This window comes from Streptomyces sp. NPDC031418 (assembly GCF_055581605.1).
In genome coordinates this window covers 74,665-97,563 of record NZ_JBVIJC010000012.1, presented here as the reverse complement: position 1 = coordinate 97,563, position 22,899 = coordinate 74,665, and the positions used below count along the sequence as shown (strand labels likewise).

Annotated in this window: 15 protein-coding genes; 2 read left to right on the top strand and 13 right to left on the bottom strand. The window is 72.9% G+C overall.

The features are described from left to right. Window positions 1–32: 32 nt before the first annotated feature. Window positions 33–956 (bottom strand): carboxylating nicotinate-nucleotide diphosphorylase, encoded by a 924-nt coding sequence (gene nadC, locus ACZ5CZ_RS19575; protein ID WP_385844342.1) that lies wholly within the window; start codon window positions 954–956, stop codon window positions 33–35. Window positions 957–1,276: 320 nt separating this feature from the next. Here nadC and ACZ5CZ_RS19570 point away from each other — a divergent pair, with 320 nt between their 5' ends. Further along, window positions 1,277–2,347 (top strand): LLM class flavin-dependent oxidoreductase, encoded by a 1,071-nt coding sequence (locus tag ACZ5CZ_RS19570; protein WP_385844344.1) that lies wholly within the window; start codon window positions 1,277–1,279, stop codon window positions 2,345–2,347. A gap of 78 nt (window positions 2,348–2,425) precedes the next feature. Then, window positions 2,426–2,917, top strand: coding sequence for a flavin reductase family protein (locus tag ACZ5CZ_RS19565; protein ID WP_468944358.1), 492 nt, complete (start codon window positions 2,426–2,428; stop codon window positions 2,915–2,917). 29 nt (window positions 2,918–2,946) lie between these two features. On the opposite strand, the gene ACZ5CZ_RS19560 is transcribed toward ACZ5CZ_RS19565, so the two are convergent. From ACZ5CZ_RS19560 to ACZ5CZ_RS19505, 12 genes are all read right to left on the bottom strand, one after another. Continuing rightward, the gene (locus ACZ5CZ_RS19560; RefSeq protein ID WP_385844347.1) at window positions 2,947–3,948 is read right to left on the bottom strand and encodes a LysR family transcriptional regulator; all 1,002 of its coding nucleotides are present in this window, start codon (window positions 3,946–3,948) and stop codon (window positions 2,947–2,949) included. 353 nt (window positions 3,949–4,301) lie between these two features. Next, the gene (locus ACZ5CZ_RS19555; protein WP_468944355.1) at window positions 4,302–4,937 is read right to left on the bottom strand and encodes a mycothiol-dependent nitroreductase Rv2466c family protein; all 636 of its coding nucleotides are present in this window, start codon (window positions 4,935–4,937) and stop codon (window positions 4,302–4,304) included. Between the two features lie 44 nt (window positions 4,938–4,981). Continuing rightward, window positions 4,982–6,199, bottom strand: a complete 1,218-nt coding sequence (locus ACZ5CZ_RS19550; protein ID WP_467540810.1) for an MFS transporter — start codon at window positions 6,197–6,199, stop codon at window positions 4,982–4,984. A 110-nt stretch (window positions 6,200–6,309) separates the two neighbouring features. Continuing rightward, a complete protein-coding gene (locus tag ACZ5CZ_RS19545) occupies window positions 6,310–7,863 on the bottom strand; it encodes a class I adenylate-forming enzyme family protein (RefSeq protein ID WP_385844351.1) in 1,554 nt (517 codons plus the stop codon). A 21-nt stretch (window positions 7,864–7,884) separates the two neighbouring features. Next, window positions 7,885–8,349 (bottom strand): acyl-CoA thioesterase, encoded by a 465-nt coding sequence (locus ACZ5CZ_RS19540; protein ID WP_385844352.1) that lies wholly within the window; start codon window positions 8,347–8,349, stop codon window positions 7,885–7,887. A 364-nt stretch (window positions 8,350–8,713) separates the two neighbouring features. Then, entirely contained in the window at window positions 8,714–9,583 is an 870-nt protein-coding gene (locus ACZ5CZ_RS19535) for a hypothetical protein (protein ID WP_468944350.1), read from the bottom strand. Window positions 9,584–9,690: 107 nt separating this feature from the next. Next, complete coding sequence (gene ccrA / locus ACZ5CZ_RS19530) at window positions 9,691–11,037, bottom strand: crotonyl-CoA carboxylase/reductase (RefSeq protein ID WP_385842471.1); 1,347 nt, start codon at window positions 11,035–11,037, stop codon at window positions 9,691–9,693. A gap of 20 nt (window positions 11,038–11,057) precedes the next feature. Next, a complete protein-coding gene (gene ccrA / locus ACZ5CZ_RS19525; RefSeq protein ID WP_385842221.1) occupies window positions 11,058–12,392 on the bottom strand; it encodes a crotonyl-CoA carboxylase/reductase in 1,335 nt (444 codons plus the stop codon). Between the two features lie 35 nt (window positions 12,393–12,427). Further along, window positions 12,428–14,095 (bottom strand): acyl-CoA dehydrogenase family protein, encoded by a 1,668-nt coding sequence (locus ACZ5CZ_RS19520; RefSeq protein WP_468944347.1) that lies wholly within the window; start codon window positions 14,093–14,095, stop codon window positions 12,428–12,430. Beyond that, on the bottom strand, window positions 14,092–14,817 hold the full coding sequence (locus ACZ5CZ_RS19515; protein WP_385842223.1) for a thioesterase II family protein: 726 nt from the start codon (window positions 14,815–14,817) through the stop codon (window positions 14,092–14,094). Before ACZ5CZ_RS19515 ends, ACZ5CZ_RS19520 begins: the two co-directional genes overlap by 4 nt. Continuing rightward, on the bottom strand, window positions 14,817–21,365 hold the full coding sequence (locus ACZ5CZ_RS19510) for an amino acid adenylation domain-containing protein (RefSeq protein WP_468944344.1): 6,549 nt from the start codon (window positions 21,363–21,365) through the stop codon (window positions 14,817–14,819). Before ACZ5CZ_RS19510 ends, ACZ5CZ_RS19515 begins: the two co-directional genes overlap by 1 nt. A gap of 173 nt (window positions 21,366–21,538) precedes the next feature. Beyond that, the gene (locus ACZ5CZ_RS19505) at window positions 21,539–22,765 is read right to left on the bottom strand and encodes an MFS transporter (protein ID WP_385842225.1); all 1,227 of its coding nucleotides are present in this window, start codon (window positions 22,763–22,765) and stop codon (window positions 21,539–21,541) included. Between the last annotated feature and the right edge of the window lie 134 nt (window positions 22,766–22,899).

Sequence of the window (22,899 nt, the reverse complement as noted above, 5' to 3'; positions counted from 1 at the left end):
CTCTTTCGGATCTTGCCGGCGAGAGAAAGGCCCTAGTCGCGCAGCCGCAGCGCGATGTCGAGCGCCGGCGCGGAGTGGGTGAGCGAGCCCACCGAGAGGTAGTCGACGCCGGTCTCGGCATAGGCGCGGGCGGTGTCCAGGGTGAGCCGGCCGGAGGACTCCAGCAGGGCACGGCCTGCGACGACGGCCACGGCCTCGGCGGTCGCGGCCGGGGTGAAGTTGTCCAGCAGGATCAGGTCGGCGCCCGCGTCGAGCACCTCGTGCACCTGGGGCAGGGTGTCCACCTCGACCTCGATCGCCAGCTCGGGAAAGCGCCGGCGCACGGCCCGGAACGCCTGGGCGACCCCGCCGGCCGCGACGACATGGTTGTCCTTGACCAGGGCCGCGTCGGACAGCGACATCCGGTGGTTGACGCCGCCGCCGCACCGCACCGCGTACTTCTCCAGCGCCCGCAGCCCCGCCGTGGTCTTGCGGGTGTCGCGGACCCTGGCCCGCGTACCGTCCAGGACGTCGGCCCAGCGGCGGGTCGCGGTCGCGATCCCGGACATCCGGCACAGCAGGTTCAGCGCGCCGTTCCCGGCGGTGAGCAGCGCACGGGCGGGAGCGGTGAGGCTCAGCAGCACCTGCCCGGCCTCGACCCGTGCGCCCTCCTCGGCCCGGCGCCGCACCGTGAACCCCTCGGCGCAGGCGACGGACAGGACGGCCTCCACGACCCGCAGCCCTGCCACCACGCCGTCCTGCCGGGCGGTGAAGTCACCCACCAGGACGGCGCTTTCGGGCACCAGGACGGCCGTGGCCCGGTCCACCCCGGTGCCGGTCTCCTCCCCGACCACCCGGCGCGCGACCTCCTCGACGTGCTCGGGGACGAGACCGGACCGCGCGAGCAGCGCCGCGAGATCGGGATCCAGCCCGCACGCGGGCCGGCGGTCGGTACAGGCGAGGACGGAAGTGTTCATGACCACCGTTTCCGAAGGACGCCGACGGGACGCCCCGACGTTACCGCCGGTCGGCACCAATTCCCTTGCTCCGTACACGAATTGGCGCGAAGGCCGGGGGAGGGATCAGGGTGGGGATCAGATCCCTTATCGAGGTGATAGCGCACCTTATTTGACGGCCCTCGCGGCCGGTTGCCACAGTTGCCTGGCTTGAGCGGCGGGTTCCGCGGTGCCTCGCGGACCCCTTCGGAGCCGATTGCCGCCGCACGGTGAGACCGCTGGGCCGCCTCGTCGCCTCACCCTCTGCCCACGACGGCACAACCTTCCCTCAGGAGAGTCCCGTGGACTTCGGTCTGAACTTTTTCCCGGTCTTCACACCTGATCACAAGCCCGCCTCGCAGTTCTACCGCGAGGCCATCGCGCTCAGTCAGATCGCGGAGGAGTACGGCTTCGACCACGTCCAGACCGTGGAGCACTACGGCACCCCGTACGGCGGCTACAGCCCGGACCCGGTGACCCTGCTCTCCGCGATCGCCGCCCGCACCAAGACCATCCGGGTCGCCACCGGCGCGGTCATCCCGGCCTTCTCCCACCCCCTCCAGCTCGCCAGCAAGCTCGCGATGCTCGACAACATCTCCGAGGGGCGCCTGGACGTCGGCTTCGGCCGGGCCTGGCTGCCGCAGGAGTTCGAGTGGCTGGGCGTGTCCATCGACGAGAGTCGCCGCCGCTTCAGCGAGGGCATCGAGGCCTGCCGCCGGCTGTGGACGGAGGAGAACGTCGTCTTCGAGGGCGAGTTCCACTCCTTCGGACCGGTCACGCTGTCGCCCCGCCCGTACCAGCAGTCCGGCCCCCCGGTGTTCGTGGCCTCCGCCTCCAGCCCCGAGTCCTGCGCCGCGGCCGGCCAGGCCGGCTACCACCTCCAGATCGTGCCGACGATCGTCAGCCCCGAGACCGTGGTGGAGATGCTCACCGCCTACCGCAAGGCCTGGGCGGACGCCGGCCACCGGGCGGGCGCGGCGCGCATCCAGCTCAAGTACAACTGCTACCTCTCCGACGACCGCGACGAGGCGCTCCGCCGCGGCGAGGAGATGGAGAACAACCACGTCGTGCTGATGTCGCAGGCCGCCGAGGGCTGGCTGCGCAAGAGCTCGGACCAGTACAAGGGGTACGACAAGCTCGTCGACAAGGCGCGCGAGTACGACTTCGGCAAGGCGCTCGGCGACGGCCGGATCCTGGCCGGCAACACGGACGACGTGGTGCGCCAGCTGGACACCACCCGGGAGAAGTACGGCGACGACCTGTGCGTCAGCATCCAGGTCAACTCCGGCTACACCGACTTCCGGGACTCGGAGCGGACGCTGCGCCTGTTCGCCGAGCAGGTCGCCCCCCGGTTCCGCCCCGCCGCTCGCTGACCGATCGCGGCGAAGCCGCCGGGCCGCCAGGGGCTCATCCCGTCGACGAATGCGAGGTGGACCGTGCTGGAGGCGCGGATGTCCGTGGTGGAACCCGAGACGTTCCGCGACGCGATGAGCAGCCTGGCGTCCGGCGTCGCCGTGGTGACCGCCGCCGACCGCGAGGGCGGCCCGCGCGGACTGCTGGTGTCCTCGCTGTGCTCCTACAGCGCGTCACCGCCGTCGGTGCTGCTGGCGGTCGACCGGCGGTCACGCTGCTACGCACCGCTGCTCGCGGCCGAGGAGTTCGGCGTCCATCTGCTGCACGCCGGACAGGGCGCGGCCGCGACGGCGTTCGCGAGCCGCGCCGACCACAAGTTCGCCGGGCAGCAGTGGTCCTGGGACGGACCGGTGCCCCGGCTGGCCGACGCGCTGGTGTACCTGCGCTGCCTGCGGGCCCGGGTGGTCGAGCACGGCGACCACGCGGTCCTGATCGGGGACGTGACCCGCTGCGAGGCCGCGCCGGGCGAACCGCTCGTCTACTTCCGGCGCACCCTCGACTGGCGGCTGACCGCCCCCGACCGCCCCTGATGCCCGGCCAGGTGCGCCGGTCCGGCGCGTCAGTTCCAGCCGCGGCCGCAGGCGAGGAGCCTGCTCTGGGCGGCGGCGACCTGCGGACGGGACACCGCGTCCCCCTCGCGGGTCGCCAGATACATGGTGGTGATCGGCGGTATCTCGGGGGCGAGCAGCGGGACGAGCGTGCCGCGGGCGAAGTCGTCGGCGCACAGGTACGTCGGGACCACGGCGATGCCGATCGACGCCCGGAGCGCGGCCAGCACCGCCCGGTGGTCCGGCACCACCACATCGGGCGCGTTGGGCGCCGGCCGGTGGAAGACCGACCACCAGTAGTGGTCGATCAGCGGCACCGACTCGGCGTAGGCGACCAGCGGCCGGTCGGCCAGCACCTCCGGCGCACCGCCCGCCACCAGCTCGGGCCGCAGCACGCGGGCCAGCTCGGGCGAGGCGACCAGGCTGCACTCCTCGTCGTACAGGGGCAGTGCGGTGATACCCGTCAGCCGGGGCCGGACCCGGACGACGACGACATCGAGTTCACCCGCGGCCAGCTGGGGCAGCAGGACGTCGGAGAGGGCGAGGGTGGTGCGCAGCTGGAGGCCGTCCCCGAGCATGTCGGCGAGGGCGGGCAGGATCCGCTCGCCGATCAGGTCGCTGGGCGCGCCCAGCCGCAGCGGGCGGGCCGGACCGTCGGTGCCGAAGTAGCGCTGGAGCACGAAGTCCAGGGCGTCGACCGCGCCTTCGGCGTCCCTGGCCAGCGACTCGGCGGCCGGGGTGGGCCGGGAGCCGGTGGCGTGCCGGACGAACAGCGGCACGCCCACCCGTTCCTCGAGCATCCGGATCTGCTGGGTGACGGCGGGCTGGGAGATGCGCAGCCGCTGGGCGGCCTTGCCGAAGGAGCCGGTGCGGTAGACCTCGACGAAGGTCCGTAACAGGGCCGGGTTCAGCGGCCCGGTCTCCTCTTTGCAGTCCGCGGCCGCCGCGTGGCGGTGTGCGTGCGGCTCCGGGGCGCGGCGGCGGTCCGTGGTCGTGACGCGTGCTGAGGGCATGTGGAACTCCCTGTGTTCAGCCGGGCGGACGGTGGGGGGTGAGTACCGGGGGCCGGACGGCCCCAGGGGCTGCTACGGCATCGGACCGGTGCCCGGCGCGCGGTCAGGCCGTGGAGCCGTGCGCATCAGGTGATCCGCGGGGCGGCGGCGCCGGTCCGCTCCGCGACGGGTGGTTCGGCGGCCGGCCGGCCGGAGGTCGTGACGGTCATGCGCCCCTCCCTGGGATCGTCAAGTGCTTAACGAACCCACTGTGCGTGCTGAGGGCGCGAGGACAGCGACGGGCGGCAGCTTGTTGCCGTTCCCGGAGGAACATGGCAAGAAGCTGCCGCCTACAGGCGAAATGCCGTCCCGGGTCAGTCGAAGACCGGCCCGGTCTCCCGGCTCCGCTTGAGCTCGTAGAAGCCGGGCGTCGAGGCGACCAGCAGGGTTCCGTCCCACAGCCGGGCCGCAGCCTCGCCCTTGGGGGCCGGGGTGACCACCGGCCCGAAGAACGCGATGCGTTCGCCGTCCGCGCCGGGCAGCGCGATCACCGGGGTGCCCACCTCCTCGCCCACCAGCTCGATGCCCTCCCGGTGGGAGGCGCGCAGCGCCGCGTCGAAGGCGTCGGTGTCCGCGGCGTCCGCCAGCCGCTCGGGCAGTCCGGCCTCCGCCAGCGCGGCGGTCAGGGTGGCCCGGTCCCGCGGCAGCCCCCGCGGGTGCAGCCGGGTGCCCAGCGCGGTGTACAGCGGGCCCAGGACCTCGGCGCCGAACTCCTGCTCGGCGGCGATGCACACGCGCACCGGGCCCCAGCCCGTGCGGACGATCTCCCGGTAGCGTTCCGGGAGATCGTCGAGCCCGTGCTCGTTGAGCACCGACAGGCTCATCACGTGCCAGCGCACCCGCACCGGCCGCTGTCTCTCCACCTCCAGCATCCAGCGGGACGTCATCCACGCCCAGGGGCAGATGGGGTCGAACCAGAAATCCACCCCGGTCGCGCCGCTGTCCGGCATGGCCGAACTCCTTTCCCCGGCCGGCTGCGAGCCGGTCCGTTCGTTCAGGCCGCTGCCCGCGGCCGGGTCGCCACGGTGACCGTGATGCTGAGGGCGGCGAGCAGGCTGATGATGACGGCGAAGACGAGGGCCGAGGTGAGCAGCGGCAGTTCCATGACCATCACCCCGATGCCGAGCACGGGCACGGTCAGGCCCAGGTAGGCCGAGGCGAAGTAGCTGGAGACGACCTGGCCGACCCGGTCCGGCGGTGCCTGGTGGGACACCATGGCGAGGCCCGCGCGGAAGGCGAGCCCGCTGCCCGCGCCGCCGATCACCGAGCCGACCAGGAAGAGCGCCAGCGAGGTGGCCGGCAGCGCGGCCACGAACAGGCCGAGCCCGACCGGCACCGCCACCATGCCGGCCACCGAGCCCACCCGGGGCGCCAGCCGGGCGCCCACCAGCTGTGCGGCCGCCGCGGAGCCGAACGCGCAGAACGCGACGACGCCCACCATCAGATGGCTGGTGATGTGCAGACCGCTGACCAGGAACTTGCCCGCGAGCGCCGCGAGCAGCCCGAGCAGGGCGAAGGAGCCGAAGACCGCGACCGCCATCGCGGTGAACACCGTCCGCATCTGCGCCGGAACCCCGAGCCGCTGCGGCCGGAAGCGCGCCGGACCCTCCCGGCGTACCGTCTCGGGCATCAGCAGCAGCCCGAGCCCGGGCAGCAGCAGGGCCCCCAGCACCAGGTACGACAGCGTCAGCGGAGCGGACACGTACTGCACCAGCACCCCGGACAGCAGCGCCCCCGTCCCGAGGCCCAGCATGTTGGCGACCGAGGAGGTCAGCGCGGCCCGGCCGCGGTCCTGGAACAGCTCGCCGAGATAGGCGGTGGCCGCGCCGTTGGCCAGCCCCACCGACAGGCCGGTCAGCAGCCGGCCGGCGATGATGCCGGGCAGGGTGTGGAAGCCGGCGAACACCGCACAGCTGGCCAGGGCGAGACAGACCGCCGGGACGATCGTCGCCCGCCGCCCGATCTGGTCGGACAACGAGCCGAAGAGCATCAGGGCACACAGCGCCCCGACCGCGAACGCGGCGAACACGGCCGAGACCACGACCGGGGTGAGAGCGAGCCGCTGGGCGTACAGCGAGTACATCGGGGTGGGCACCGTCCCCCCGAGCAGCAGCGTGAACACGATGTAGGTGACCGTCCGGACCGCCGCCGTCCGGCGTTCGGGCCTGGCGGGTGTGCTGGCCGCCGGCATGTGCAGCCTGGGTGTCGGCATGGGCTGTTCTTTCTCTGACTGACGTACCGGAAGAGGTGACCCGGGCGTGCCGTCGGGGGGGAGCAGCACGCCCGGGTGATCCGGGGGGGGAGGGGAGGAGGGCGAAGGCGTCACACGCTCTGATAGGCGTCCCGCATGGTGCGCTTGAGTGCCTTCCCGGTGAGGCCGATGTGTTCGTCGGGCGCCTTGACCACGAGCCGGTCGATCACCGGGAGTTCCCGCTGGGCCAGCACGGCGTTGATCCGGGAGCGCAGGTCCGCCAGATCGGTGCCGGCCGACGGCAGGTCGACGGTGAGGACCAGCCGCTGCGCGGCCTCGGGGGCCGGCCGGGAGTGGACCAGCGAGCAGTCGAACACCTCCGGCACCTGCCGCATGATCAGCTCCTCGATCTCGCAGCTGTAGATGGTGCCGTGCGGGGTGTCGATGCTGTCGGTGGTGCGGTCGACGTGGTAGAAGCGGCCCTCCTCGTCGCGGTAGGCGAGGTCGCCGGTGAGCCAGTAGCCCCGCACCCGGTTCTTCTCGCTCAGCAGCGAGTTGTTCCAGTAACCGGCGGTCACCGTGGGGGACTTCAGCGCCAGCCGGCCCACCGTGCCGGGCGCCGCCGGCTCGTCCTTGTCGTCGAAGACCTGGGCGTCGATCCAGTCGAAGGGCCGCCCTATGCACCGCCCGTAGCGGTTGGTGGTGGGGGAGTGGACATTGCGGAACATGGCGAAGCCGAACTCGGACGAGCCGAAGTTGTCGATGAACAGCGACCCGGGGGCCGGCCGCCCGCTGCGGTCGCGGTGGTTGCCGAGCTGGACGAGCTTCCTGATGTGCCGCTCGTGGTTGGCGTCACCGGTGGACATCCAGCGGGCGACCGAGCCGAAGTCGTAGCGGTCCAGGTCGAGCCGGCACAGGTCGACGAAGACCTTCGGGAAGGCGGCGACCAGCTCGGGCCGGAACTCCTCGATTCCCCGCGCCAGTTGCTCGCCCTCGCGCGCGGTGACCAGCAGCACCCGGCTGCCCCGGGCCACGCAGGACATCAGCACGGAGATCGCCGAGGCATGGCTCTGCGGCAGCGCGGACAGCACGCGCCGGCCGAGGTCGGCCCCGATCTGCTGCCGGATCCCGAAGAAGAAGCCCGTGTGGTTGAACTGGACGGCCTTCGGGACGCCGGTGGTGCCGGAGGTGTGTGCGATGAGGACGGGGTCGTCGTCCGCGTGGGTGAACGCCGTGTAGGGGCCGGTGGCGTAGGGCTCGGCGTCGTAGTACGGCAGGTCCAGCGCCGTACGCTCGAGCCTGCCGTCGCTGACCACGGCGACCGCGCCGACCCGGGAGACGAACGCGGCCGCGATGTCCGGCCGGAGCCCGCTGTTGAGGAAGACCGGAATGGCGCCGATCTTCGTCAGGGCGATGTAGTGGATCAGATAGCGGACACTCTCGTCCAGGAAGACCGCCACCGGGTCCTTGGCCTCGATGCCGTCACGCTGGTACCCGGCGGCCACCCGGTCGGTCAGCTCGTCCAGTTCGGCGAGCCCGAACTCCCGTACCGTGTGCCCCTCGGGGTGCCGGTACTCCTTGTCCAGCTCGATGACGCTCGCTGCGGCGGTGCCGCCGACGGCGGCCGCGGTGCGGAAGAAGTTGCCCGCGCCCAGCCCGTCGACGAGCATCAGTTCGTCTGCCATCTCGGTCTCGTCCTTCCGCTGTCACGTCGTCGCGTCGGCCACCGGGACCAGCCACTCCTGCATCGCGTCACGGATGTCGCCGGGAATCGGGACCGGGCGGTGCTCGTCGAGCGACATGCACACCAGGACGGCCTTGATCTGCACCCGGACGTCGGACGGGTCCGGGCCGGTGCACGAGAAGCGGAGATGGAACGAACTGGTGCCGATCCGCGGCACCGACAGAGCGAAGCGCACGGTGTCGCCCAGCCGGCTCGGGGCGTGGAAGTCACACTCCAGCCGCACGGTGGGGATGCCGAGGCGCCGCTCGGCGAACAGCCCCGCGTAGTCCGTCCGCAGTCCGGTCTCGAACCACTCCTGGAGCAGCTCGTTCATGAGCAGCAGATACTGCGGGTAGAACACGATGCCGGCCGGGTCGCAGTGGTGGAACCAGATGCGCTTGTCCCGCGCGAAGATCGGTGTCGCGTCGTCAGCAGCTGTGGTGTGCACGGTTCCCGGGTCTCTTCCGTCGCGTCGTGGGGCTGTGCCCTGGCGGGGACGCCTCGCCGGAAGCGTAGGGGGCGGCCCGTCCCGCCCCGGCCCGCGAGTCAGCAAGCTGCCAAACCGGGGGCGGGGACGGGACGGGCCCTAAGGGCCTGTCTTTCGGATCTTGCCGGCGTCGCGGGCCCTGGCACGCACATCTGCTGCGTTGTCGTCGCTCTCCCCCACGCTCGGCTGCGCTCGCGCGGGGGGACCCCCATCGCTCCGCGTCGCTTCCCTCCTCCGCCTTGCCTCTGCACGCAGCAGAGCCCGCTCGGGTTGGCCAGAAGGCGCCGGCGCCGCAGCCGACCTGATCCGAAAGACAGGCCCTAGGTCACCTCGGGCACCAGCGGGGCGCCCACGGGGCCGCCGTCGCGGTACCGCGCAGCGACCGCCCCAGCCCGAAGGAACCGGACCCGCGGGGCTGCCGCTCGATGGGCTCGTGATCGAGGTCGACGTCCGCGTGGACGTCGATGAGCCCCAGCGCGGCCGCCTTCACCCCGGCCTCGAACCGGGACTCCGCCCCCAGCACCTCCATCAGGCTCGCCACGCACCGCCGGTAGGTGCGCACGGAGATGCCGAGCTGGCGGGCGGCGACCTCGTCCTTGCGGCCCGAGCCGAGCAGCCGCAGGATCTGCGGGGTCTTCTCGTCCAGGACGTTGCGCTGGTAGTGGAGGAACCGGTCCAGGTCGCAGGCCCCGTCCCAGGCCGCGTCGAGCAGGGCGACCAGCGGCTCGACCACGACGGGGGAGTGCACCAGGACACAGCGGCGGCTCCGCCCGGGCTGCCACATCAGGATCCGCTTGCGGTCGAACACCACCATCCCGTGCAGATCCACGGTGCTGATCCGGACCCGGGCCCCGTTCTCCCGGCTGATCCGCTCCAGGAACTCCAGCCGGCCGTGGCCGTCCAGCTCGTCCGGGGGGCAGATCACGGACGTCGTGACCGACCGGCCGGCCAGGGCGGTGATGCTCTCCCGGGCCCGCTCGATCTCCTCCCGGCCGTACCCGTTCATCTGGCAGTTGACGAAGAGCACTTCCCTGCGCACCGTCCGCAGCAGACTCTCCGTCAGCTCGACGTACTCGACGGCGTGCTGGTCCGCGATCTCTCCTCGGGCGGGCTGCGCCGGAACCCGGACGACACGCGGACCGGCGCGGCCGTCGATCCGACGCAGTACTGCCTCGACCTGCTGTGTGCCTGTCACTGGACACCTCTCTTCACCGTGCGCGGATCGAACCGTTCCATGCCGCCCGCCGGCGGGTCCGGCGGACGGCGGTCCTGTTCAGTCGAGCGAACCGCGGTGGGGCCGGCTCATACGGGGCCGGTCCCGGTGCGGAAGCGGTTGATGGCGCTCAGGTGGCGGGCGCGCAGCTCCGCGTCCCGCACCCCCAGCCCTTCGTGCGGGGCGAGTGCCAGGACGCCGACCTTGCCGTGGTGCAGATTGCGATGGACGTCGTAGGCGGCCTGCCCGACCTCCCCCAGCGGGTACACCCGCGACAGGGTCGGATGGATCCGCCCCTTGCCGATCAGCCGGTTGGCCTGCCACGCCTCGCGGTAGTTCGCGAAGTGCGAGCCGATGATGCGCTTCAGCGACATCCACAGGTAGCGGTTGTCGAACTGGTGCTGGTAACCGGAGGTCGACGCGCAGGTGACGATCGTGCCACCCTTGCGCGCCGCGTAGACCGAGGCGCCGAAGGTCTCCCGTCCCGGGTGCTCGAAGACGATGTCGACGTCCTCGCCACCGGTCAGCTCACGGATCCGGGAGCCGAACCGGCGCCACTCCTTCGGGTCCTGGGTGTGCTCGTCCTTCCAGAACCGGTAGCCCTCGGCACTGCGGTCGATGATCGCCTCGGCGCCCATCCGCCGGCAGATCTCCGCCTTCTGCTCGCTGGAGACCACACAGATCGGGGTGGCGCCGCCGACCAGCGCGAGCTGGGTCGCATAGCTGCCGAGCCCGCCGCTCGCGCCCCAGATCAGCACGTTGTCGCCGACCTTCATGCCCGCGCCGTTGCGGGAGACCAGCTGCCGGTAGGCGGTGGAGTTCACCAGCCCGGGGGCGGCGGCCTCCTCCCAGGTGAGGTGGCCGGGCTTGGGCATCAGCTGGTTGGACTTGACCAGGGCCAGCTCGGCGAGCCCGCCGAAGTTGGTCTCGAACCCCCAGATCCGCTGCTCCGGGTCGAGCAGCGTGTCGTCGTGCCCGTCCGGGGACTCCAGCTCCACGGACAGACAGTGCGCGACGACCTCGTCGCCGGGCTTCCAGGCGTTGACCCCCGGACCGGTGCGCAGCACCACACCGGCCAGGTCCGAACCGATCACGTGGTACGGCAGGTCGTGCCGCGCGGCGAGCGGCGAGGTACGGCCGTACCGCTCCAGGAACGCGAAGGTCGGTACCGGCTCGAAGATCGAGGACCAGACGGTGTTGTAGTTGACGGAGCTGGCCATGACCGCCACCAGCGCCTCACCCGGGCCGAGTTCCGGGGTGGGCACCTCCTGGACGTGCAGGGACTTGCGCGGGTCCTTGTCCGCGCTGCTCATCCCGGCGAACATCTCCGTCTCCTCGCGCAGCAGCACGGCCGCCCGGTAGGACTCGGGCACCGGCAGCGCGGCCACCTCCTGCGCGGACAGCCTGGGGCGTCCGGACTCGCCGGACTCCGCCAGGACCGACGTCAGCTGGTCCCTCACCTGCCACCGTCCGCGCTGCGGAAGGCGTGCAGCCGGTCCTCGCCGATCCGCGCCCGGGTGGCGGGGTCGGTGATCCCGAGCCCCGGCTCGGGAGCCAGGCACAGCACACCGACCTTGCCGATGTGGCGGTTGGTCTGGATGCTGCGGGCGGCCTCGGCCACCTCGTCCAGCCGGTAGACGGCCGACAGGGCGGGGACGATCCGGCCCTGCTGGATCAGCCGGTTGGTCTCCCACTGCTCCTGGAGGTTGGCGCCGTGGCTGCCGATGATGCGCTTCAGCTTCATCCACAGGTAGCGGTTGTCGAACTGGTGCTGGTAGCCGGTGCTGGAACCGCAGGTGACGACCGTGCCGCCGCGCCGGGCGAGGAACACCGACGCCGCGAAGGTCGCCTTGCCGACGTGCTCGAAGACGATGTGCGGGTCCTCGCCGACCGCCTTGCGGATCGCCTTGCCCAGGCGCTTCCAGCCCTCCGGCCGCTGGAGGCTGCCGGGGTCGCCCTGCTCGATCTCGGTGCGGTCGATGACGACGTCGCAGCCCAGTCCGGCCAGGATCTCGGCCTTCTCCGGGGAGCTGACCACACCGATGGACGTGCCGCCGCCGTTGCGCACGAACTGCACGGCGTAGGACCCGAGTCCACCGCTCGCGCCCCAGATGAGCACCACGTCGCCCTGCTTCATCCGGGCGCCCCGGTCACTGACCAGCATGCGGTAGGCGGTGGCCGCGCACAGTGGGTTGACGGCCGCCTCCTCCCAGGACAGATGCGCGGCCTTGGGCAGCAGCTGGCTGGCGCGCACCACCGTGTAGTCCGCGAGGCCGCCGAAGTTGGTCTCGAAGCCCCAGGCGCGCTGGTCCTCGCCGAGCATGCTGTCGGCGTGGCTGGCCGGCTCCTGGTCGTTGACATGGGCCGTGGCGATCACGACGTGGTCGCCGGGCTTCCAGTGCTGGACGGCGGAGCCGACGCGCACCACCACACCGGACGCGTCGGAGCCGAGGACGTGGTACGGCTGGTCGTGCCGGGCGTGCCAACCGCCCTGGGAGGCGAGGTGCTTGAGGAACCCGAAGGTCGGCAGCGGCTCGAACATCGCCGACCAGACGGTGTTGTAGTTGATGGCACTGGCCATGACCCCGACCAGCACCTCGTCCGGCGCCAGTTCGGGCATGGGCACATCGCCGACGTGCAGGGACTTGCGTACGTCCTTGTCCTCGACACCGACGAACAGCTCCGTGTCCTCGGCGCGGACGAAGGCGGCCCGGTACTGCTCGGGAACCGGGTGCCGCAGCAGCTCCTCGGCGCTGCTCCCCGTCGTGACGGCTTCGGTCAGGGTCGTCATGGTCTTCCTTCGGTGCTCGTGGGGTCGGTCGGGGATCACGGGTGGAGGAGATGGTCGGGCGCGCCGTCCAGCAGGGCGCGGGCCAGCCGTGCGTAGGCCGCCGGCGGCTCCTTCGCCACCTGCTCCCACAGCGGGGCCAGCCGCGCCCGCGCGCCGTCGCAGACGACGGCCGCGAGGTCCTGGGCGTTCGGCTCGTCCCGCGCGTCGGCCTGGGCGGCCCGCGCCAGGACGACGGCCATCGTGAACAGCTCGGTGGCGATGCGGTTGACGGCGATCAGCGTCTGCTGCCGCTCCAGCAGCTCGGCGGCCGGCTGGGCGCTGGTCAGCTCGCGGCAGATCCGGGCCAGCCGCCCGACGTCCTCGCGCACCGCCTGAAGGTGGGCGCGGTTGCCGGGCGACAGGGCACCCGGATCCAGAGCGCCGTCGGTGCCGGGCAGCTCCTGGCCGCCGTCCCGGTAGTAGCCGGCGAGCATCCGCGCGGCCAGATACCGGTCGAGGTTGAAGTCGACGCCACCGGCGACCCGCATGCCGCGGATCTCCCGCTGTGCCTGCTCCACGGGGTGCGGGGCCAGCCCGCGCGCCGCCTTGCTGTCCGCGGTCTCGTACCCCCGCGCGCCCAGCAGCGACACCGTACGGTCCACCACCCGCCACGCCGTCATCGAGGTGAGGTTCTTCAGCGCGTCCCGCTCCCAGTTCAGGGCGGTGGCGTCGGTGTGCAGCATGGCCCAGCGGACCGCGCTGTCCATGGCGTAGACGTCCGCGACGGACTCGGCGAGCAGCTGCCGGATCGCCTCGTACGACGCCAGCGCCCGGCCGTCCACGGCCCGCTCGGCGACGAAGGAGCGGGACCACTCCAGGCAGCGCCGGGCGAGCGCCATCGACGGCGCGCTGGTCACATAGACCCGGGCCAGCGCGTGGATCTCCGCGTACGGCGAGGCCCTGCGCCACTCGGCCTGCGCGGGCAGCGTGTGCCCGGCCGGGACGAACACCTCGGTCAGCCGCAGATGCGAGATCGGGGTGGCGTGCAGGCCCATGAACGCGTGGTGGGCGACCACCTCGAAGCCCTCGGCGGGCAGCTCGACGAAGAACAGGCCCACCTGGTCGCCGTCCCCGCCGCCCTCGACGGTGGCGGTCACCGCGACCAGGCCGGCCGCGGCTCCGTTGGTGATGAACATCTTCTCGCCGGTGAGCAGGTACCCGGACCCGTCCGCGGTGGGCCGGGCCACCGTGGACCGGCCCGTGTTGCCCGCTCCCTCGGGCTCGGTGCTGGCCAGCGCGCCCACGGTGCCGGCGGCCACGTGCTTGGCGAGCAGCTCGCGCAGTTCGCCGTCGGGCACCGCGGGCAGGAAGGCGATCGGGCCGAGGGCGTTGTGCGCGGACAGCAGCATGCTGAGGGCCGGGGCGCGCTCGGCGGCGGTCTCCAGCACCCGGAAGCCGTTGTAGTCCGACAGCGCCAGGCCGCCGTCCTCGCGGGGCAGCAGCATCGCCAGGAAGCCGGCCTCGTGGAGCGCGTCGAGCAGCCCGCCGGGCAGCTCGCTCCGGCCGTCCAGGCCGTCCGGGACATGGGTGTCCAGCACCCGCGTCATCGCCCGGACCGCCTCGTCCCCGGCCCGCCGGTCCGCCTCGGACTGCCGGGGGAAGGAGCGCAGCCGGTCCCAGGGGAACCCGCCCCGGCTCATCTCCTGAAGGACACTCACGGTCATATCAGCTTCCTCAGCGCCTGCATGAACGCCTCCGGATGTTCCCGGAGGTAGAAATGTCCGCCGGGGAACAGCTCCACGGTGCACTCGGCCGTGGTGTGCTCCCGCCACTGGGGCAGATACGGCGACGCCAGGTCGCTCTCCCCGCCCAGCACCGAGATCGGGATGTCCAACGGCTCCTGGCGGACGTGCTGGTAGGTCTCGAAGATGGTGAAGTCGGCCCGGTAGGCGGGCAGCACGAGCCGCACCAGCTCCGGGTCCGCGAGCAGCGGCGCGGGCAGCCCGCCGTAGCGCTCGTCGACGGCGGCGAGCAGCTCGTCGTCGCCCAGGGTGTGCAGCGGGCTGCGCGGGTGCGGCAGGTGCGGCGCCGGGTAGGCGGACAGCACCAGCCGCTCGGGCAGCGGACGGCCCGCCGCGCGCAGCGCGCGGGCCGTCTCGAAGGCGGTCAGCCCGCCGAGGCTGTGCCCGAAGAACACGAACGGACCGGCGAAGTCGACGGACTCGACGAGGCTCTGGACGAAGGTGTCGATGGAGTCCAGCGGGGTCTCCATGACCCGGGTGCCGCGCCCGGGCGGCTGGATGCCCCAGACCTCCACGTCCGGCAGCTCGTCCGCCCAGCGCACGTACTCGCCCGGCGAACCGCCGCTGTGCGGGAAGCAGTACAGGCGCAGGGACGCCTCCGGGCGCCGCCGTCGGCGCACCAGCCAGGGTGACTTGTCGGCCATCAGTGCTCGCTCTCCTTCAGCCGGCGCTCGGTCAGTTCGGCGAGGCCCGCGACGGTCGGGGTGGTGAAGATCTCCCGGGCCTCCAGCGGGATGCCGTAGGTGTCCCGCAGCCAGGCGGCCAACCGGGTGACCAGGACGGAGTCACCGCCCAGGTCGAAGAGGCTGTCGTCCGGGTCGACCTCGTCCAGGCCGAGGAGCTGCCGGAAGGTCTCCGCGATCCGCTCCTCGGTCTCGGTGCCCGGCTCGGCCGCCGCGGCCTCGGTCCGCGGCCGGGCGGCGGGGGAGGCGGTGCCCGGCGTACGGCCCAGCCACGCGTCCGGGGTGGCCTGCGCGGTCCCTCCGGCGGTGCCGGGATCGGCCGGCTCCACCAGGAAGTGGCGCCGGTCCAGCGGGTGGCCGGGCAGCTTGGCGCGGCGCCGGCCCGCCGCGTCCTGCACCCGGCCGAAGTCGACCGGGGCACCGGTCAGCCAGAGCCTGCCGAGCGCCTCCAGGGCGACGGACAGCGCGGAGGCCGGATCGGTGGGGTGCGGCTGGGACTGGAGCACCAGCTGGTGGTCGCTCAGCTCGGGGTGCTGACGCGACAGCGTGGTCAGCGTCATGCCCGGCCCGACCTCCAGCAGGATCCGCTCCGGGTCCGCGAGCAGGGTGGAGACCGCGTCCCCGAACCGGACCGCGTTGCGCATGTGCGCCATCCAGTAGGCCGGGTCGGTCAGCTGTCCCGGCTCCGCCCAGGTGCCCGTCATGTCGGACACGAAGGGCACGGTGGGCTCGTGCAGCTCGATCGCGGCCACCGCGGCCCCGAACTTGTCCAGGACCGGCTCCACCAGCGGCGAGTGACCGGCACCGGAGATCTTCAGCTTGCGGAAGTCGATCCCCTTCTCGGTCAGTTGCGCGGCCAGCAGGTCGATGTCGGCCTCGCGGCCCGACACGGTCACCTGCCCGGGGCCGTTCACCGCCCCCACCGTGACGGAGTCGGGCAGCAGCGGCACCACCTCCGCCTCGGGCCGTTTGACGGCGAGCATGGCCCCGGCCTCGACCGTGGACAGCAGCTGCCCGCGCAGACCCACCAGGGAGATGCCGTCCGCGAGCGAGAACACCCCCGCGGTGCAGGCCGCGGCGTACGCCCCGAGGCTGTGGCCGACCAGGGCGCTCGGCGTGATGCCCCAGTGCTGCCAGAGCCGGCCCAGCGCGTACTCCAGGATGAACACCGCGGGCTGGGCGACGGTGATGGTGTTGATCCGGCGCCCGGCCTCCGCCACCGCCTCCGCGTCCCGCGGGTCGGGGTAGACGATGCTGCGCAGGTCCAGGCCGAGGCGCTCGTGCGCCGCCTCGAAGGCCTCGTCGACATGGCGGCGGAACACGGCGTTGTGCTCGTACAGGTCCCGCGCCATGCCGACGTGCTGGCCGCCCTGACCGGGGAACATGAAGGCCACCGGCCGCTCGGCGGGCGCACCGGCGGACGTCGGCACCCGGCGGGCGTTCCCGGAGGTCAGGGCCCGCGCGACCTCCGCGGTGTCCTGGCCCACCACGAACCGGCGGAAGGGATAGGTGCGCCGGCCCCGCTGGAGGGTGAACGCCACGTCGGTGAGCGGCAGCCCGGGCTCCCCGGCGAGGCGCTCGGCGAGGTCCTCGGTCAGCCGGTCCAGCGCCGCCTCGGAGGCGGCGGACAGCGGCAGCAGCTGCGGGGTGCCGGTGGGCCGGGCGGGCTCGCGCGCCGGCGGCTGCTCGACGACGACATGGGCGTTGGTGCCGCCGATGCCCAGCGCGCTGACCCCGGCCCGCCGTGGGCCGGCGGACGGCTGCCACGGGCGCAGCTCGGTGTTGACCCGGAACGGGCTCGTCTCGAAGTCGATCTCCGGGTTCGGGCGTTCGAAGTTCAGGCTCGGCGGGATGACGCCCTTCTCCACCGCCAGGACGGCCTTGATGAACGCGACGACACCGGCGGCGGCGTCGGTGTGCCCGATGTTGGTCTTGACCGAGCCGAGCCAGCAGAACCCCGAGCGGTCGGTCCCGGCCCGGAACGCCTTGGTGAGCGCGGCCACCTCGATGGGGTCGCCGAGCCGGGTGCCGGTGCCGTGCGCCTCGACGTAGCCGATCGAGTCGGGCTCGATCCCGGCGGCCAGGTGCGCGGCGCGGATGACCTTGGCCTGGCCGTCGATGCTGGGCGCGGTGAAGCCGATCTTCTCGCCCGCGTCGTTGTTGACGGCCGACCCGCGCAGCACCGCGTGGATGTGGTCACCGGCGGCGACCGCGTCCGACAGCCGCTTGAGCACCACCACCGCGGCGGCGCTGCCCCCGACGATCCCGTCGGCGTCCGCGTCGAACGCCCGGACGTGGCCGTCCACCGCGAACGGGCCGCCCTCGGTGTACCGCACCGGCAGCAGCGGCACCCGCACCCCGGCACCGCCGGCCAGCGCGACGTCGCAGTCCCCGGACGCCAGCGCCTGCGCGGCCAGGTGGATCGCCGTCAGGGAGGTGGAGCAGGCGGTCGCCACCGTCACCGCGGGGCCGTTCAGCCCCAGCTTGTGGGCGGCACGGCTGGTCAGGTAGTCGGGCGCGGTGGAGATCCGGAACTGCCAGTCGTCGGCGAACGGCAGCTTGCCGCGCTGCGACTGGAGCGTGGAGTAGTACGTCGTCATGCTGCCGCCGGCGAAGATGCCGACGGACGGGCCGTCCGGCTCCGGCACCAGACCGGCGTTCTCCAGCGCGCTGTGGGCGACCTCCAGGAAGACGCGCTGCTGGGGGTCGATCAGCAGGGCCTCACGCGGCGAGTAGCCGAAGAAGGCCGCGTCGAACTCCGCGGGGGAGTCCAGCAGACCGAACGCGGTGAGCCCCTCCCCGTCGGGCTCGACCGGGCCCAGATAGGTGATCGACTCGACGCCGTCGCACAGGTTCTCCCAGAACGCGCCGACATCGGCCGCCCCGGGGAAGCGCCCGGCCATGCCGACCACGGCGATCGGCTCGGGACCGCCCGTGCCGCCGGCGCGCTGGACGGGCGCGACGAGCGGCTCCGCCGCCTCCCCGCTGAGATGCGCGGCCAGGGAGTGCACCGTGGGGAACTCGAACAGGGTCATCAGCGGTGCCTTGATGCCCAGATCGGCCTCCAGCCGGTGCTGCACCCGGGTGAGCAGCAGCGAGTGCCCGCCCAGGTCGAAGAAGCTCTGGTGCGAGCCGACGCCCTCGACCCCGAGCACCTCCTGCCAGATGCCGGCGATCCGCCGCTCCAGCTCACCGGCGGGCGGCCGGACCGCGGCCGCCGCCTGCCGGACGGGCGCCGGAAGCCGCTTGGCGTCGACCTTGCCGCTCGGGTTGAGCGGCAGATGGGTCAGCGTGACGAACGCGGCCGGGACCATGTACTCGGGCACCGCGCGGGACAGATGCTCGCGCAGCTCGGCCGCGGCCGGCTCGGTGTCCGGGTCCGCGGGCACCACGTACGCCACCAGCTGCCGGTCGGCGGGGTCGTCGGACGGGGTGTCACCCGCCGCGCGCACCAGCACATGGGCGTCACCGACCTGCGGGTGGGTGCGCAGCGCGGCGGTGATCTCGCCCAGCTCGATGCGGTACCCGCGCAGCTTGACCTGCTCGTCCATGCGCCCGATGAACTCGATCTCACCGTCGGCACGGAGCCGGGCCAGGTCCCCGGTGCGGTACATCCGGGCGCCGGGGTCCGCGGCGAACGGGTCGGGCACGAAGCGTTCCCCGGTCAGCTCCGGGCGGTTGCGGTAGCCCCGCGCCACACCCACGCCGCCGATGTACAGCTCGCCGATCACGCCGGGCGGCACCGGCCGCAGCGCGCGGTCCAGCACCCGGACCGTCCAGCCCGGCAGCGGCCGGCCGATGGGCGGGTCCCCCGGCTCGTCCTCGCGGGTGCGGACCGTACCGGCCGTGCTCAGCACGGTGGCCTCGGTCGGGCCGTAGGCGTTGACGAAGCGGAACGGGGTGCCGGGGCGGGGCCGCGCGGTCAGCCGCTCACCGGCGACCAGCATCATGCGCAGCGTGGTGTCCGCGTCCCACTCCCGGTCCAGCAGCGGCGCGGCCAGGGCGGTCGGCAGGACGGTGAGGGTGATGGAGTTCTCCCGCAGCCACGCCTGGTAGTCGGCGGCGACGAGCACCGTGGCCCGGTCCGGGCAGTGCAGGGTCGCGCCGGCCGCCAGGGCCGGCCAGATCTCCAGCTGGGACACGTCGAACCCGGGAGAGATCAGCAGGGTGGCCGCGTCCTCGGGGGTGACGTCGTACTCCCGGACGTACCAGGAGGCCAGATGGCCGAGCCCGCGGTGCGGCACCTCGACGCCCTTGGGGCGGCCGGTGGAACCGGACGTGAAGATGATGTACGCGATGTCGTCGGGCCCGGCCTCGTCCGCGACGGCGTCCCCGGTCCGGCCGTCCTCCGCGCGGCCGTCCCGTACCGTCAGGCACCGCCGGGCCGGGAACCGGTCCCGCAGCTCCTCGCTCGTGATCACGGCGAGCGCGTCGGCGTCCTGAAGCATGCCGTCCATCCGCGCCTGCGGCTGGCCGGGGTCGACGGGCAGGAACGTGGCGCCCGACTTGAGCACCGCCAGCTCCGCGAGGACCAGGTCGGCGCCGATCGGCAGGCAGACGGCGACCACCGTGCCCCGGCCGGCCCCGGCCTCCCTCAGCCGGGCGGCCAGGCGCTCGGCGCCCTCGTCCAGCTCGCCGTAGGTCATGGTCCGGCCGGCCTCCACCACGGCGGCCTTGCCGGGCTGTGCCTGCGCCTGCCGCTGCACCCGGCGGTGCACCGGCAGTTCGTGCGCGGCCGGGTCCACGGGCTGCGGGGCGCTCCATGCGCGCAGCCGCTCCGCGGCCCGGTCCTCGTCCAGCAGCCGCAGTTCGCCGACGGGGGTGTCCGGGGCTTCCAGCGCGTGGGCCAGCAGTTCCTGGAAGGCCGCGGCGATCGACTCCACCGTTCCGGCGTCGAAGAGGTCCGCGTTGTACTCCCAGATCAGCGCGATGCCCTCGTCGCCGGCCCGCTCACCGGAGGCGTGCTTCTTGCCCTGGGGCACCACGATGAGGTGCAGGTCCATCTTCACCGTGTCGTTGAACGGCTCGGTGATGGACGACTCGCAGTCCCCGAACCGGGGCGCGGCCTCGGTGTGGTCGTGCGCGGTGACCATGGTCTGGAACAGCGGGAGGTGCGCCGGGGTGCGGGGAACGCCGAGGGCGTCGATGACGACCGGCAGCGGGCACGCCTGGTGCGCCGCGGCGTCCAGGACCGTGTCCCGCACCTGCTTCAGCAGCCGGCTGAACGGCAGCTCGGCCGAGACCCGGGTGCGCAGCGCGGCGCTGTTCATCACCATCCCGACCATCTCTTCTTCCGCCGGGCTGCGGCGGTTGGCCAGGGGGGTGCCGACGCAGATGTCGGTGTCACCGCTGTAGCGGTGCAGGACGGCGGTGAAGCACGCGAACAGCGCCATGAAGGGGCTGACCCCGTCACTGCGGCGCAGCCTGCCGAGGCCGTTCAGGAGCGAGGCCGGGACCTCGCTGTACACCCGGCGGCCCCGGGTCGTCTGGACCGGCGGCCGGGGCCGGTCGGTCGGCATGCTCAGCACACCGGAGTAGTCGGCCAACTGCTGCTGCCAATAGGCGAGATGGCCCTGCATCGCGGGGCCGTCCTGCTCCGCGCGCTGCTGCCGGGCGTAGGCGCCGTGCTGGAGCGCCGGGGCCGGCAGAGCGGCGTCCCGGCCTGCCGCGCGGGCGTTGTACAGGGTCTCGACCTCGCGCAGCTCGACGGCGAAGGACCAGCCGTCGTGCAGGATGTGATGGGCCACGACCAGCAGTTCGTGCTCGTCGGGGCCCAGGCGTATCGCCAGCCAGCGCTCCAGCGGGTAGTCCGCGAGGGAGAACGGCCGGGCCAGCTCCGCCGAGACCCGGCGGGCGCGAGCCGACTCCCGTTCGTCCTCGGGGAGCCCGGACAGGTCCGCCCGCTCGATGCGGACCGGGCGCGGCTCGTGGACGACCGGCACCGGGGTGCCGTTCTCCTCCCGGTAGCTGGTGCGCAGTGCCTCGTGGCGCCGGTAGACCTCGGTGAGGGCCCACTCCAGGACGTCGAGGTCCAGCGCGCCGCGCACCCGGATGCTCCGGGAGCCGTTGTAGACGGGGTCGTCCGGGGTGAGCTTGTGCAGGAACCACATCTGTTCCTGGTTGGCGGACATCACCCGCGGTGCGGTGCCGTCCCCGGCCGCACCGCGCCCGGGGTGGGACTCGGCCGGAGTAGACGTGACGGCGGCTTCGCCGGCCGCCGCGGCGGCGGCCACGGCATCGGCGAGTTCGTCCAGCGTGGGGTGGACGAAGATGTCGCGCACCGGGATCTCGACACCGAGCCGTTCCCGGACGCGCACCACGATCTGCGCGGCGAGCAGGGAGTCGCCGCCCAGCTCGAAGAAGCTCTCCTGGGGGTCGAACCGCTCGATCTGGAGCACCTCGCGCCAGATCGAGCCCAGCGTCTCCTTGCCGGACGCGGGGTCGTAGGGAAGGGATGTGCCGGTGGTGGGGTCTTGCCGGCTGCCGGGGCTTTGCTCGGCGGAACGCACAGTGGTAACTCCGGATCACGGTCGGACGTCGGAACGGGTGCCGCGCGGGGTGCCGGGGGAGCGCGCGGTGGTGACGACCGCCGGGGTGACCGGCGGTCGTCGCGTGGGTAGTACGGCCGCCGGGGCGGTCGGTGGCCGGTGGGTGGCTCGGCGTGACCGCCGGGTCGCGGCGGTCAGTTGGTGGCGGACAGGTCGCGTTGCGCGCTCTTCGGGCCGGCGGCGGCGCGCCGGCGGGCGAACAAGGCCGCGGCCACCGCGAGCACGATGACCGCCAGCACCTCGATGCCGGTGGCGGTCAGCGTCAGCGCGGTCATCGAACCGCCGCCCATCGCCACACCGCCGAGGGCGCCGCCGGCGGCGATGCCCAGGTAGGTGGAGGAGCTGTTGAGGGAGAGGGCGACGGTGGGCGCCGGGATGTCCAGGCTCGCGATGCGGTGGTTCTGCCCGGTGGGCAGCGACCAGCAGGAGACGCTGATGACGGCGAGGATCAGCCCGAACAGCCCGCGGCCGACCCAGGAGCCGCTCGGCGTGGGGAGCGTGAACAGGGCGAGCACCAGCAGTCCGACGGACAGCACCGCGGCGGACCCGAAGTAGGCGCGGTCACCGCCCCAGCGGTCGGCGGCCCGGCCGCCCACCGCGCTGCCGGCGACCGCGGCGACGCCCCACACCAGCAGGAAGACGCTGACTCCGGTGGAGTCGACCTTCGTGGTCTTCATCGCCAGCGGTGCGATGTAGGTGAACATGGTGAACACACCGGCGCAGGCGAGCGCGTTGGACAGCAGGGCGGCCAGCACCCGCGGGTGCGCGGCCACGCCGAGCCGCTCCCGGATGGTGACCGACGGCGGGGTCGGCACCTCCGGCAGGGCCACCATCAGGACGATCGTCGCCAGCAGCGCCATCGCCGCCACCAGGACCAGGGTGATCCGCCAGCTGCCGATGGCGCCGACCAGCGTGCCGATCGGGACACCGAGCGCGGTGGCGGCGGACATGCCGCCCGCCACCAGGGCGATCGCCCGGCCGCGCCACTCCTCGGTGGTGACGCTGACGGTGACCGCGATGCCGCAGGGGATGTACAGGGCGGCGCCGAAGGCGGCCAGCACCCGCGCGAGCATGAGGACTTCGTAGGTGGGGGCGACGGCGCCCAGCACGTTGGACACCACGAACGCGATCAGGGCGGCCACCAGCAGCTGCTTGCGCCGCACCCGGGCGGTCATGGCCGCGAGGATCGGCGCGCTGATCGCGTAGAGCAGGGCGAAGACCGTCACCAGCTGTCCGGCCACGGACGTGGTGACGTCGAAGTCCCGCGCGATGCGGTCGAGCAGGCCGCTGATCACGAAGCCGTCGGTGCCGATGCTGAACGCACCGAGGCTCAGCGCCAGCAGCAGAATCCGGTTCGGCATCTGGCTAGATCCTCTCTTCTGCTGACGGGCGATGCTGCGGGCCGATGCCGGTGAGGACTCTGGGGGGCATGTTCTTTCGGATCCCATCGGGCTGGGGGCTGGCTGAGGTGGGGGGACGGCAGCAGGGGGCGGGA